The organism is Lysobacter sp. Root667 (genome assembly GCF_001427715.1).
GTDB lineage: Bacteria > Pseudomonadota > Gammaproteobacteria > Xanthomonadales > Xanthomonadaceae > Lysobacter.
In genome coordinates this window covers 1-13,236 of the sequence record NZ_LMHF01000014.1, presented here as the reverse complement: position 1 = coordinate 13,236, position 13,236 = coordinate 1, and the positions used below count along the sequence as shown (strand labels likewise).

9 protein-coding genes and 1 pseudogene are annotated in these 13,236 nt (G+C 67.2%); 2 read left to right on the top strand and 8 right to left on the bottom strand.

The window, feature by feature from the left end:
• Positions 1 to 692: 692 nt before the first annotated feature.
• Complete coding sequence (locus ASD78_RS15400; protein WP_056103007.1) at positions 693 to 2,864, bottom strand: S46 family peptidase; 2,172 nt, start codon at positions 2,862 to 2,864, stop codon at positions 693 to 695.
• Positions 2,865 to 2,964: 100 nt separating this feature from the next.
• Entirely contained in the window at positions 2,965 to 5,118 is a 2,154-nt protein-coding gene (locus ASD78_RS15395; protein ID WP_056103004.1) for a S46 family peptidase, read from the bottom strand.
• A 146-nt stretch (positions 5,119 to 5,264) separates the two neighbouring features.
• Between ASD78_RS15395 and tdh the strand changes: the two genes are divergently transcribed.
• Positions 5,265 to 6,299, top strand: a complete 1,035-nt coding sequence (gene tdh / locus ASD78_RS15390; RefSeq protein WP_200944233.1) for an L-threonine 3-dehydrogenase — start codon at positions 5,265 to 5,267, stop codon at positions 6,297 to 6,299.
• Between the two features lie 109 nt (positions 6,300 to 6,408).
• The gene (gene kbl, locus ASD78_RS15385) at positions 6,409 to 7,602 is read left to right on the top strand and encodes a glycine C-acetyltransferase (RefSeq protein ID WP_056103002.1); all 1,194 of its coding nucleotides are present in this window, start codon (positions 6,409 to 6,411) and stop codon (positions 7,600 to 7,602) included.
• Positions 7,603 to 7,718: 116 nt separating this feature from the next.
• Here the strand turns inward: kbl and ASD78_RS15380 are convergent, their stop codons facing one another.
• From ASD78_RS15380 to ASD78_RS15350, 6 genes and pseudogenes are all read right to left on the bottom strand, one after another.
• A complete protein-coding gene (locus ASD78_RS15380) occupies positions 7,719 to 8,210 on the bottom strand; it encodes a hypothetical protein (RefSeq protein ID WP_055901507.1) in 492 nt (163 codons plus the stop codon).
• Between the two features lie 451 nt (positions 8,211 to 8,661).
• Complete coding sequence (locus ASD78_RS21605) at positions 8,662 to 9,147, bottom strand: hypothetical protein (protein ID WP_235566516.1); 486 nt, start codon at positions 9,145 to 9,147, stop codon at positions 8,662 to 8,664.
• A gap of 236 nt (positions 9,148 to 9,383) precedes the next feature.
• Positions 9,384 to 10,121, bottom strand: coding sequence for a pseudouridine synthase (locus ASD78_RS15370; RefSeq protein ID WP_056102999.1), 738 nt, complete (start codon positions 10,119 to 10,121; stop codon positions 9,384 to 9,386).
• Positions 10,122 to 10,194: 73 nt separating this feature from the next.
• The gene (locus ASD78_RS15365; protein ID WP_055901512.1) at positions 10,195 to 10,710 is read right to left on the bottom strand and encodes a hypothetical protein; all 516 of its coding nucleotides are present in this window, start codon (positions 10,708 to 10,710) and stop codon (positions 10,195 to 10,197) included.
• 229 nt (positions 10,711 to 10,939) lie between these two features.
• Positions 10,940 to 11,645 (bottom strand): annotated as a pseudogene (locus ASD78_RS15360) (OmpA family protein); the annotation flags it as partial.
• 1,164 nt (positions 11,646 to 12,809) lie between these two features.
• On the bottom strand, positions 12,810 to 13,236 hold a 427-nt coding region (locus ASD78_RS15350; protein WP_156087809.1), incomplete at its 5' end, for an OmpA family protein.

The following is a 13,236-nucleotide window of genomic DNA, read 5'->3' as shown; positions in this document are numbered from 1 at the left end:
ATACGTGGAAACGAACATGCGCGGATGTGCGTGATAACGAACATGCGCGGATGTGCGTGACTTCGTGGTCGCGGCTTACGCCGCTCCTACCCCGAAGCGAGCGGCGCGGAAACGAAAAGGCCGGGCTCCGGCCCGGCCTTTTCGTATGCGACACCTTGGACACAGCAGCCGAATAGACCGACGCAGCCGACGCCTTGGGGTAGGAGCGGCGTAAGCCGCGACCACGCCTTGGCCGCTGCGCCGCGGAACCTAAAGCATGCGCAATATGTGGAAACGAACCTGCGCGGATGTGCATGACAACGAGCATGCGCGGATGTGTGTGACTTCTTGGTCGCGGCTTACGCCGCTCCTACCCCAAAGCAGGCGGCGCGGAAACGAAGAAGCCAGGCTCCGGCCCGGCCTTCGCGCATGCGGTGCCCTGGACACAGCAGCCGAATAGACCGACGCGGACGACGCCTTGGGGTAGGAGCGGCGTAAGCCGCGACCACGCCTTTGCCGCTGCGTCGCGGCACTTAAAGCATGCGCAATACGTGGAAACGAACCTGCGCGGATGTGCATGACAACGAACATGCGCGGATGTGCGTGACTTCGTGATCGCGGCTTACGCCGCTCCTACCCCGAAGCGAGCGGTGCGGAAACGAAAGAGGCCGGGCGATCGCCCGGCCTTTTCGGTCTTGCTCAGGCTTCGCGCCTCACTTCGGCGCGATGTTGAGTTCCTTCAGCAGCTGCGGCGCCGGGTAGACCTCCTGCATGATCCAGCGCATGTAGCGCTGATCGACCGCGATCATGCGGGTCATGGTCGGGTCGAACACCCAGTTCGAGCTCACCGACTCCCAGTTGCCGTCGAAGGCCAGGCCGACCAGCTTGCCGCTGCCGTCGAGCACCGGCGAACCGGAATTGCCGCCGGTGATGTCGAGGTTGGACAGGAAGTTGACCGGCACCGTGCCCAGGCGCTTGTCGGCCAGACCGCCGTAACGCTTGGCGGCGATCGCGTCGAGCAGGGCCTGCGGTGCATCGAAGGGTTCGGTGCCGGTGGCCTTGGCCGCGACTTCTTCCAGCTTGGTGAAGGGCGCCTGCTTGCTGCCGTCGGTCTTGGTGTAGCCCATCACGTTGCCGAAGGTGATGCGCAGCGAGGAGTTGGCGTCCGGGTACACGAACTGGCCCTTGCTCTTTTTGTAGTCGGCGACCGCCTGCAGATAGACCGGGCGCGCGACCAGGGTCTCGCCGGCGCGCGCCTTGGCTTCCTCTTCCAGTTTCAGCACGGTCGGCATGAGCGCCGCGGCCAGCTGGATCGCCGGGTCCTTGCTCTTGTCGAACGCGGCGCGGTCGGCCTGGATCAGGCCCATGCGCGTTTCGGTGTTGCCCAGCTTGGTCTTGGCCAGCTTGTCGAGCGCGCGCTTGATCGCCTTCTCGTCCGAGCCGCCCAGCCACTTGTCGAGCGCGGGGACGCGCTGCGCCGCCGGCAGCTTCACGTACTCGGCCAGCCAGTACGCCTGCAGCTGACGGTCCATCTTCGGGTCGTAGCGGCGCTCCATCTGCTTCATCGCGCCTTCGAACGCCGGCATGTCGCGCTGCTGATAGCCCTGCTCGCGCTGAGCGTCGGGCTTGGCACGTTCGATCGACAGGCGGTACAGCTGCAGCGCGGCGCCGATCGCGCCGGTGTTGCGGAACTGGCTGAACACCAGGTCGCGCTCGCGGTTGGCGCGCGCGGCCGCGCCGACCTGGACCAGGGTGTCGTGCGCGGCCAGCGCCGGTTCGCCCTTGGCGCCCTGCTTGCGCAGCCATTCGAGCACCGCCGCGTCGTCGGCGTGCTTCTTCTCGCTGGCGCCGATGCGCTGGAAGCCGTCGAGCTGGCCGTCGTAGTTCTTCATCGAGTTCTGCCAGCCGCGCACGGTGTTGGCGTACTTGACCGCGATGTCGGGGTTCTTGGCGCCTTCGGCCTGGACCATCGCGACCAGTTTCTTGTAGTGGCCGCCGACGGTGGGATAGGTCCACTGCGCGGTGTTGTCGAAATCCTCAGCCAGCGCATAGCGGCTGGTCGAACCCGGGTAACCGGCGACCATGACGAAATCGCCCGCGCCCAGCGGCTGGGTCGCGATCTTCAGCCAATGCTTGGGCTGGTAGGGCACGTTGTCGGCGGCGTAGGCGGCGGGCTTGCCGTCCTTGCCGACGTAGGCGCGGTAGAACGAGAAGTCGCCGGTGTGGCGCGGCCACATCCAGTTGTCGACTTCGCCGCCGTAGTTGCCGATGCTGCCCGGCGGCGCGTAAACCAGGCGCACGTCCTTGATCTCGAGGTTGCGGAACAGGCGGTAGACGTTGCCGCCGGAGAAGCTGTAGAGGCGGCAGCGGAAACCGGCGTCGGCTTCGCAGGCCGCGACCAGGCGCTTCTCGACGTCTTCCAGCGCGCGCGTGCGGCTAAGCGCGTCGGGCGCGGCGGCGATCGCGTTCTTCACTTCGCGGGTCACGTCCTGGATCGAATCCAGGGCATAGATGCGCGCGTTCGGGCCGGCCGACACTTCCTCGGCGGCGGTGGCGGCGTTGAAGCCGTCGCGCATCAGGTTCTTGTCGGCGGTGGAATTGAGCTGGATCGCGCCGTAGGCGCAGTGGTGGTTGGTCACCACCAGACCCTGCGGCGACACGAAGCTGGCGGTGCAGCCGCCCAGCGAGACCACGGCGCCCATCGGGTCGCCGGTCAGGTCGGCCAGCTGCTTGGCGTTCAACTTCAGCCCGGCCTTTTTCAGCGGGCCGGCGATCTCCGGCAATTGCTGCGGCACCCACATGCCCTCGCCCGCGTGGGCCGGACCGGCCCCGACCGCGAACGTCCCCGTCATCGCCATGGCCGCAGCCAACGCCGTGTATCGCATGCAACACTCCTTGCGGTAATCGACCGGCGAGTCTAGCCCGCCGGACTTGGGCCGGGGCATGACGAAAGTCCTGCCCCGGCCATTCAGACTGCGCCGCGCCTCATTCGGCGGGCAGATTCATTTCTTTGAGCAAATGCGGCGCCGGGTAGACCTTGGCCAGCAGCCAGCGCATGTAGCGCAGGTCGACATGGATCGCGCGCTTGTAGCGCGGGTCGAACATCCAGCTGGCGCTGACCGCCTCCCAGTTGCTGTCGAAGTTCAGGCCGATCAGCTTGCCGTGGGCGTCGAGCACCGGCGAGCCGGAATTGCCGCCGGTGGTGTCGAGGTTGGTCAGGAAGTCGACGGTCTGGGTCTTGAGTTCGGGATCGACGGTGCTGCCGAAATCGCCTTTGGCGATCGCTTCGCGCAGGGTCTGCGGCGCGTCGAACGGAGCCACTCCGGTGTGCTTCTCGACGATGCCCTGGACCGTGGTCAAGGGGCGATAGCGCACGCCGTCGCGCGGGTCCATGGCGCTGACCTTGCCGTAGCTCACGCGCAGAGTGGAGTTGGCGTCCGGATACACCGCGCGGCCCTGCGATTTGCGGAAACCGATCAGCGCGCGCATGTAGGCCGGGCGCAGTCGCAGCAGCTCGCCTTCGCGCGCCTTGCTCTGTTCTTCCAGGCGCAGCAGCGCCGGCATCAGCGCGGTCGCGGCCTTGAGCAGGCTGTCGTCTGAGGCCTTCAGTTCCGCGGCCGGCGCGTTCATCAGGCGCAGGCGTTCGGCTTCGTCGCCCAGGCGCGTGCCCGCGTACAGGCTGTCGAGCGCGGCCTGCAGCGCGTCCGCATCGGCGCCAGGGAACACCGCGTCGAACTCGGCGATGCGCTGGTCCTGGGCCAGCGCTTTGTACTGGATCAGCAGCTCGCGCAGCAGGCGCTTTTCGACCTCCGGCGCGTAACGGCGCTGGACTTGCTTGAGCTGGCCGGCGATCAGGGTCTCGTCGCGCTGCTGGTAGCCGGATTCGCGCTGCGCATCGGGCTTGGCGCGCTCCGCGGCCAGTCGCTGCAAGGTGATGGCGGCGCGCAGCAGCTGGCTCTGGCTGCGGATCGCGGCCAGCAGTTGATCGCGCTCGGCGGTCTTAGCGGCGGCATCGAGCACGCGCTGCGCGGCGTCGATGTCGGCGCGGATCGCCTTGGCCTCGCGCTGCTTGGCCAGCCAGGCCAGCATCGCGGCTTCGTCGTCGGCGCGCACCCGCACCGCGTCGCTGCGGCGCAGGCCGTCGAGCTCGCCCTGGGCGCGCTTGAGGGTGTTCTTGAAACTCGCGACCTGGGCCGCGTAGCGCACCTTGGCCTCGGCGTCGCCGGCCGCGGCGGTTTCGACGGTCTTGATCATGTCGCCGAACAGGGCCACGCGCGAGGGCAGCTGCCATTCGATCTGCTGCTTGAACTCCGAAGCCATGCGGTGGCGGAAGGTGATGCCCGGATAGCCGGCGAGCATGGCGTAGTCGCCCTCGCGCACCGGGTCGGTGGAGACCTGCAGGTGGCCCGGCGGCTGGTAGGGCACGTTGTCGGGCGAATAGTCGGCCGGCTTGCCGTCGCGGCCGACGTAGGCGCGCAACAGGGTGAAGTCGCCGCTGTGGCGCGGCCAGACGAAGTTGTCGACCTCGTCGCCGTAGTTGCCGATGCTGTCCGGCGGCGCGTAGACCAGGCGGATGTCGCGCAGCTCGAGCTGGCGGATCAGGTAGAAGTCGGTGCCGTAGTACATGTTGGCGACGCTGCAGCGGTTGCCCGGCTCGCGCTCGCATTCGGCGACCACAGCCTTGGTCGCGGCGTCGACCGCGTCGTAGTAGGCGCGGCCCTGTTTGCCGCGCGCGCCGGCCAGGATGCGGTCGGTGATCCGGTCGAAGCCGGTGGTGACCAGGACCCGGTAGTCGGGATTGGCCGGCAGCTCGGCGGCGCGATCGGCGGCGATGTAGCCGTGCTTGATCAGGTCCTTGTCCGGCTTGCTGTTGTACTGGATCACCCCGAAGGCGACATGGTGGTTGGTCAGCACCAGGCCGTCGCCGGAGACGAAAGCCCCGGTGGCGCCGCCGACCTTGACCACGGCGTTCATCGGCGGCTTGGCCAGCTCGGCGAGGTCGCCGGGTTCGCCCTTGAAACCGGCCGCACGCAGTTGCGCGGCGATCTCCGGCAACTGCGACGGCATCCACATGCCCTCGTCGGAATGGGCGGGCGCGGCGCACAGCGCCAGGGACAGGGCTAACAGACGGGGGCGCATGGTCGATCCGGATCGCTGGGAAGCCGCGACGATAGGCGATGCGGACTGGACCGGGCAAACCCGGCGGGCGTCCGGCGCAGGTCCGGGGCGTATAATTCCGGTCTCTTTAACCGCACCCCCGCGCGGCACCCGAAGGCATGCAACCCATGACGCAAACGATGAAGGCACTGGTCAAGCGCGAAACCGGCAAGGGCATCTGGATGGAACAGGTGCCGGTTCCCACGCCGGGGCCGAACGAGGTCCTGATCAAGCTCGAAAAGACCGCGATCTGCGGCACCGACCTGCACATCTACCTGTGGGACGAGTGGAGCCAGCGCACGATCAAGCCCGGCCTGGTGATCGGCCACGAATTCGTCGGCCGCGTGGTCGAGGTGGGCGCCGGCGTCACCGGCTACACCGTCGGCATGCGCGTCTCGGCCGAAGGCCACATCGTCTGCGGCCATTGCCGCAATTGCCGCGCCGGCCGCCAGCACCTGTGCCCGAACACCACCGGCATCGGCGTGAACCGCAACGGCGCCTTCGCCGAATACATCGTGATGCCGGCCAGCAACCTGTGGCCGATCCCGGACCAGATCCCGAGCGAGCTGGCCGCGTTCTTCGATCCCTTCGGCAACGCCGCGCACTGCGCGCTGGAATTCGACGTGGTCGGCGAGGACGTGCTGATCACCGGCGCCGGCCCGATCGGCATCATCGCCGCGGGCATCTGCAAGCACATCGGCGCGCGCAACGTGGTGGTCACCGACGTCAACGACTTCCGCCTCAAGCTGGCCGCCGACATGGGCGCCACCCGCGTGGTCAACGTCGCCAACCAGTCGCTCAAGGACGTGATGGCCGACCTGCACATGGAAGGCTTCGACGTCGGCCTGGAAATGAGCGGCAACCCGCGCGCGTTCAACGACATGCTCGACTGCATGTACCACGGCGGCAAGATCGCCATGCTCGGCATCATGCCCAAGGGCGCCGGCGCGGACTGGGACAAGATCATCTTCAAGGGCCTGACCCTGCACGGCATCTACGGCCGCAAGATGTACGAGACCTGGTACAAGATGACCCAGCTGGTGCTCGGCGGTTTCCCGCTCGGCAAGGTGCTCACCCACCAGCTGTCGATCGACGATTTCCAGAAGGGCTTCGACCTGATGGAAGCGGGCAAGGCCGGCAAGGTCGTATTGAGTTGGAATTGATGAAGGCCGGGATTCGGGATTGGGGATTCGTAAAAGCGAACTCCAACCGCCCCCCGCTTCGCCTCGCCAATCCCAAATCCCTAATCCCTAATCTCGAATCCCGGCCTCTATGTCCCTGACCCAACGTTACGCCGACACCCTGGACGAGATCCGCGCCGCCGGGCTGTTCAAGTCCGAGCGCGTGATCACCAGCCCGCAGTCGGCCGAAATCACCCTCGCCGACGGTCGCACGGTGCTGAACTTCTGCGCCAACAACTACCTCGGCCTGGCCGACCATCCGGACGTGATCCAGGCCGCGAAAGACGCGCTGGACACGCACGGTTTCGGCATGGCCTCGGTGCGCTTCATCTGCGGCACCCAGGACCTGCACAAGCAACTGGAAAAGACCATCGCGGATTTCTTCGGCACCGAAGACACGATCCTGTACGCGGCCTGCTTCGACGCCAACGGCGGCCTGTTCGAGCCGCTGCTGGACGAAAACGACGCGATCATTTCCGACGCGCTCAACCACGCCTCGATCATCGACGGCGTGCGCCTGTGCAAGGCCAAGCGCTTCCGCTACGCCAACTGCGACATGGCCGACCTGGAGAAGCAGCTGCAGGCCGCCGACGCCGCCGGCTGCAAGACCAAACTGATCACCAGCGACGGCGTGTTCTCGATGGACGGATTCATCGCCCCGCTCGACGAAATCACCGCGCTGGCCAAGAAGTACGGCGCCCTGGTCCACATCGACGAATGCCATGCCACCGGCTTCCTCGGCGCCAGCGGCCGCGGCTCGGCCGAGGTCAAGGGCGTGATGGACAAGATCGACATCTTCACCGGCACCCTGGGCAAGGCCATGGGCGGCGCGCTGGGCGGTTTCACCACCGCCAGGAAGGAAGTGATCGAGCTGCTGCGGCAGCGTTCGCGCCCCTATCTGTTCTCCAACTCGCTGCCGCCGCACGTGGTCTCGGCCGGCATCAAGGCCTTCGAGATGCTGTCGGCCGCCGGCGAGCTGCGCGAGCGCCTGGCCGAGAACACCGCTTATTTCCGCGAGCGCATGACCCAGGCCGGTTTCGACATCAAGCCGGGCGTGCATCCGATCGCGCCGGTGATGCTGTACGACGCGCCGCTGGCGCAGAAGTTCGCCGCGCGCCTGCTCGAAGAAGGCATCTACGCGATCGGCTTCTTCTTCCCGGTGGTGCCGCAGGGTCAGGCGCGCATCCGCACCCAGATGTCGGCGGCGCACACGCGCGAACATCTGGACCGGGCGATCGCCGCGTTCGTGAAGATCGGCCGCGAGCTGGGCGTAATCGCTGCCTGAGCCTCAAGCGGCGCCGCAACGGCGCCGTTCGCGACCGGGCCGCTGCGCATGCGGCGACCCGGCGCGATGCGGAATCTGCGAACGGTCTTCGCGCGTATCGATTCCGCCACTACGACTTACTGCGCGGCCGCCATTTCCTGCGCGCACTGCTGCAGGCTCAAGGTCAACTGCTGGATGGCGATCTGCGCCTGGATCCGGTTCCCGTACGAGGTCGGCTGCTGCGCCAGCACCGACAGCTGCACCGACAGCTGCAGCGCATCGAGACTGGCGAGTTCGCTGTAGGCCACCGCGCGTTCCTGCGGCGCGCGATGCACGTACTGGCCGTTGTTGAGCGTGTCGGTGTTCTCCATCTTCAGCTGCATCACGGACATGTTCAGCAGCTGTGCGCTGACCTGGGCGGAGATGAAGGACTGGCGCGCCAGGTTGATGTTGCCGGTGGCGAGGTAGTTCTGGGCCATCTGGAACTGCAATTTCACCTGCATGAAATTGAGCTGGGCCATCTGCATCTGCTGATTGGCGGCCGTCGGTTCGGCCAGGGCCAGCGGACTGGCGATCAGCAGCAGGGACAGCAGCAGGGCCTTGAATGCGACATAGCTGTTACGAAGCATGATTCTCTCCTTGAGATGGGGGGAAGCGCGCAGCCGCGCGCGGCGTCGCCGTACCGGGCAGGGCCGGCGCGGGTCGCAGAAAAGTACGTCGGTGCCGGCGTCCTCTACGGATCGCGAGATCCGGGCCGGCTGGCCACCTCCCTGTGTCGATATCCGAGCCCTTCATGGGCGCGGCCGGCGCTGCGACGCGATCTGCGTCGGCTCAGCGCTGCGGTAGGGCGAGACTAGCCCAGGGATGCGGCACGAAGCCAGTGCCCGCGTTGCGACGCGCGATGGCGCAACGCCCTGCTCCGTTCTTCTCGCGCGCGCTCGCGCTCGCACGCCGATGCATGCCCGCGAAGGCGCGGGCGCGGGCGCGCGCCGCGCCCGCATGGCGCAGCGGTCCGGTTCGGCTCGCTCGGCGCTGCGGTTGCGTCCGGCTCGCTCAGCGCTGCGGTTCCATCCGGCTCGCTCAGCGTTCGCGTGCGATGCGGCGGCGCTGGTCTTCCTTCTTCACCGGCATCGGTGCGCCCTTGGCCACGCGCACGCCCTTGGCCTTCATCCAGGCATCGAACTCATCGGCGGTCATGCGCTTGCCGTTCTGTTCCATGTTGAAGCGCCAGGGCGTGTTGTCGTAGCGGGTCTTGGGCTTGTAGGCGGCCGGGGCGGCGCTGCTGCCGCCGGCGCTGCGCTTGCGCTTGTCGCGACGCGCGGTCAGCTGCGTGCATGCTCCCAGCGGCGATGCCAGCGTGGGCGACAGGGGGGCGGCCTCGGCGAAAGCGAGCAGGCCGTTGCCGCCCGTGAGCTGGCGCCTTGCCAGCTTCGGCGTCGCGGCGGTCGGCTCCAGCAACAACGCAACTTCGGCCTGCACGGCCGGGGCGCTGCCGCAGGGCAGCTCCTGCGCGCCGAGCCAACCCGAACACAGCAGCAGCGGTATCGCCATCGCGATCGTACGCATTCCACACTCCCCAAAGTCCAACCCATCGGTCCGGGGAGTCTAGGTGCGCGCATCGCAACTCAAAGGTGCGAAACGGTGCGGTCTGGCACACTCCTGCGCAGGCGCGCGCAGCGATGTCGCGATTGCGGCGCAGGCGCACGCCGCGATGCCGCAGCAGCGCACGCTTTTTTCGGGCACGGGACGCGCCGGTTAAGCGTTCGCGTCGGGCCGTCGATGCGAACGGCGCGATTTGCGCATCAACGCGAGAGTTGCGCGACTTCCGCCGCGCTCAGCATCCGCCACTGACCCTTGCCGAGTTCGCCCAGCGCCAGTTCGCCGATCGCGACCCGCAGCAGCCGCAGCACGCCGATGTCGGACGCGGCCAGCAAGCGCCGGATCTGACGGTTGCGGCCTTCGTCCAGCACGATCTCCAGCCAGGCGTTCTTCTCGCCGCTGCGCAGCAGGCGCGCCGACTTGGCGCGCAGCGGCTCGCCGTCCTCGACCACGCCGGCGACCAGGGCCGCGAGCGCGTCGGCGTCGGGGATGGTGTCGATCTGGACGTGGTAGGTCTTGTCCGGACCGTGTTCGGGGTCGGTGATGCGCGCGGCCCATTCGGGGTCGTTGCAGAACAGCAGCAGACCTTCGCTGGCCTGGTCCAGGCGCCCGACCGGGGCCAGCCACGGCAGCGGCGCGCCCTGCCATTGGGCGCCGTCGAGGCAGCGGTAGACGGTGTCGCGGCCGCGTTCGTCGCGGGCGCTGGTGACCAGGCCGCGCGGCTTGTTGAGCATCAGGTACAGGCGCGCGGCCTGGTCGATATCGCGGCCGTCGACGGCGATGCGCTGGCGGCCGCGCTGGATCGGGAATTCGGGGTCGCGCACCACCCGGCCGTCGACCGCGACCCGGCCGGCGGCGATCCAGCGCGCGGCTTCGGTGCGCGAGCACAGACCCTGCTTGGACAGCACGCGGGCGAGGCCGTGACGAGGTATGGCGGTCATGACGAAGGCCGCGCGCGCGGCGCGGCCGGGATGTGGTGGATGGCGCGAAGAACGCGGCGCGACAGCGCGGCGCTTACTTCTTCTTGCCCTTCTTCTCGTCCTTGGGCGCTTCGACCACCGGGGCCGGCGGCGGCGTCGCAGGCGCCGAACCAGGGGCGCCCTTGGCCACGCGCACGCCCTTGGCCTTCATCCAGGCGCTGAATTCGTCGGCGGTCATGCGCTTGCCGTTCTGGCTCATGTCGAAGCGCCAAGGGGTGTTGTCGAACTGGGTCTTGGGCTTGTAGGCGGCCGGATCGTTCGAACTCGGCATGCCGCCGGCGGCGGGCTTGGCGTTGGCCAGGTTGCAGCCGTCGATGCGCATGCGCAGCAGCACGCGGTCCACCGACAGGGATTCGTCGAAGGCTTGCGAGAGCACGCCGGTCGGCGAGCCCAGTTGGTACGAGGGAGCGACCAGTTCCGGCGCGACCGGGGCGATCACGGTCGGCTGCACCGGCAGCGCGGGCACGGAGATCGCGCCGCAGTTGCCGACGTCGGCTTGGGCGATCGTTGCGATCAACAGCAGCGGCGCTGCGACTAGGACACGATGCATGGCGAACTCCTCCCGGTCTGGCTGTAGCGATGTCCCGACAGGGTCCGGACACGACCGAAACAGTGTAGGCGCGGGGGGCTGATCGGACAACCGCAGCATCGTTCACATGCCGCCGTTCCGCCGCTGCGATCACGTTTCCGCCGTGCATGCCGCACGCGCAAAAAAACGAAGCCCGGCACTAGGCCGGGCTTCGTGGTGTCGCTTTCGGGTCCCGAGGGCCCCGTCGTCCTTAGTTCTGGACGTTCAGCTCGGTGCGGCGGTTCTTCTCGCTCTTGCACGCCGGGAACGCCTGACCCAGGTCTTCCAGCGGACGGCTCTCGCCGTAGCCGTTCGGACCCGACAGACGAGCGGCATCGACGCCGTTGCTGGTCAGGTAGTCGTAGGCGGCGCGAGCGCGACGCTCGGACAGCTTCTGGTTGTACGCGTCCTTACCGCACTGGTCGGTGTGACCAGCCACTTCGACCTTCAGTTCCGGATAGCGCTTCAGGATCTCGGCGGCTTCGTTCAGGATCGTCACCGCGTCAGGACGCAGCGTGGCCTTGTCGAAGTCGAAGTTGACGCCCTTCAGGTCGATCGAGACCGGCACCGGGCAGCCGTCCGGACCGATGGTCTGGCCAGCCTGCGAACCGGGGCACTTGTCGTCGCAGTTGTTCACGCCGTCGCCGTCGTCGTCCTGATCGGCGCAGTTGGCGGCAACGACCGGAGCCGGAGCGACCGGAGCTTCAGCTTCCGGGCCCAGCGGCACGATGATGCCGACCGAAGCCAGCACGTCGCCGAACCAGTCTTCCTGCGGAGCGGCAATGCTGGTGTCGTCGAAATCGGCGCGGTACGCCAGTTCGGTACGGATACCGACGCGGCCCAGGTCGCCCTGGATGCCCAGACCGACCTTGGCGGCCAGGTTGCCGTCTTCACGGCGGCCCGGCGAGTTCGGCGACNACGCCCTTCAGGTCGATCGAGACCGGCACCGGGCAGCCGTCCGGACCGATGGTCTGGCCAGCCTGCGAACCGGGGCACTTGTCGTCGCAGTTGTTCACGCCGTCGCCGTCGTCGTCCTGATCGGCGCAGTTGGCGGCAACGACCGGAGCCGGAGCGACCGGGGCTTCAGCTTCCGGACCCAGCGGGACGATGATGCCGACCGAAGCCAGCACGTCGCCGAACCAGTCTTCCTGCGGAGCGGCAATGCTGGTGTCGTCGAAATCGGCGCGGTACGCCAGYTCGGTACGGATACCGACGCGGCCCAGGTCGCCCTGGATGCCCAGACCGACCTTGGCGGCCAGGTTGCCGTCTTCACGGCGGCCCGGCGAGTTCGGCGACGGGAAGTTGTCGAATTCTTCTTCCGAACGCTGGTAACCGATACCCAGCAGGGCGTACGGGTTCCAGTTGCGGCCTTCGGTGATGAAGTGGCGACGGAAGTCCAGCGAGACGCCGTACTGGCTCCACGACAGGTCCTGGTCGGCGTCGAACTTCGGGTGCTGATAGTTCAGCTCACCGTCGACCGACCARTTCGGGCTGATGAACTTGCCCACGCCCAGGCCCACGAACGGGGCGTTACGGGTACCGCGGTCGTTGTCCTGCAGGTTCATGCCGGCCGAACCGGTGATGTACCAGCGGTCGTCGAAATCCTGCGCGCTGGCCGCCTGGGCCAGACTCAGGCCACCCAGCAGGGCGGCGCAGAGGAGTTTCTTATTCATTTGTTATAGCTCCTTGGTTCAGANGCGTTACGGGTACCGCGGTCGTTGTCCTGCAGGTTCATGCCGGCCGAACCGGTGATGTACCAGCGGTCGTCGAAATCCTGCGCGCTGGCCGCCTGGGCAAACGCCAAGCCCGCCAACAATGCGGTGCTCAACAAACGGATCTTCATCTCTAACTCCTTCAGATCAGTAGGAACGGTTTGATTCACGGCGGAAAGCCCAGCAGGGACGCCGTCTGGCACGGTCACGCCGGCAGGCGATCACTGGCGGGGCGATGATACACCGTCAAGACGATTGTTAATACCACTTAACGTTGTTTATCAACTATGGCCCGCAAATGAACGAAGCCCGGCGCTAGGCCGGGCTTCGTGGTGTTGCGGCGGGTTCCGAGGAACCGGCTGGCGTCCCTTAGTTCTGGGAGTTCAGCTCGGTACGACGGTTGGTCTCGCTCTTGCAGCCCGGGAACGCCTGGCCCTTGTCTTCCAGCGGACGGCTTTCGCCGTAGCCGTTCGGACCGCCCAGACGCGACGCTTCCACGCCGTTGCTGGTCAGGTAGTCGTACACGGTCTGAGCGCGACGCTCCGACAGCTTCTGGTTGTACGCGTCCTTACCGCACTGGTCGGTGTGACCGGCGACTTCGACGCGCAGCGACGGGTTGCGCTTCAGGATTTCGACGGCCTCGTTGAGGATGGCGGTCGAATCCGGACGCAGCGTGGCCTTGTCGAAGTCGAAGTTCACGCCCTTCAGGTCGATCGAGACCGGCACCGGGCAGCCGTCCGGACCGATGGTCTGGCCAGCCTGCGAACCGGGGCACTTGTCGTCGCAGTTGTTCACG

Coding starts and splice junctions, on each gene's coding strand:
- ASD78_RS15365 (WP_055901512.1), bottom strand. CDS start 10,710: ATGCATCGTGTCCTAGTCGCAGCGCCGCTGCTGTTGATCGCAACGATC.
- ASD78_RS15400 (WP_056103007.1), bottom strand. CDS start 2,864: ATGCGATACACGGCGTTGGCTGCGGCCATGGCGATGACGGGGACGTTC.
- ASD78_RS15380 (WP_055901507.1), bottom strand. CDS start 8,210: ATGCTTCGTAACAGCTATGTCGCATTCAAGGCCCTGCTGCTGTCCCTG.
- ASD78_RS15370 (WP_056102999.1), bottom strand. CDS start 10,121: ATGACCGCCATACCTCGTCACGGCCTCGCCCGCGTGCTGTCCAAGCAG.
- tdh (WP_200944233.1), top strand. CDS start 5,265: ATGACGCAAACGATGAAGGCACTGGTCAAGCGCGAAACCGGCAAGGGC.
- ASD78_RS21605 (WP_235566516.1), bottom strand. CDS start 9,147: ATGCGTACGATCGCGATGGCGATACCGCTGCTGCTGTGTTCGGGTTGG.
- kbl (WP_056103002.1), top strand. CDS start 6,409: ATGTCCCTGACCCAACGTTACGCCGACACCCTGGACGAGATCCGCGCC.
- ASD78_RS15395 (WP_056103004.1), bottom strand. CDS start 5,118: ATGCGCCCCCGTCTGTTAGCCCTGTCCCTGGCGCTGTGCGCCGCGCCC.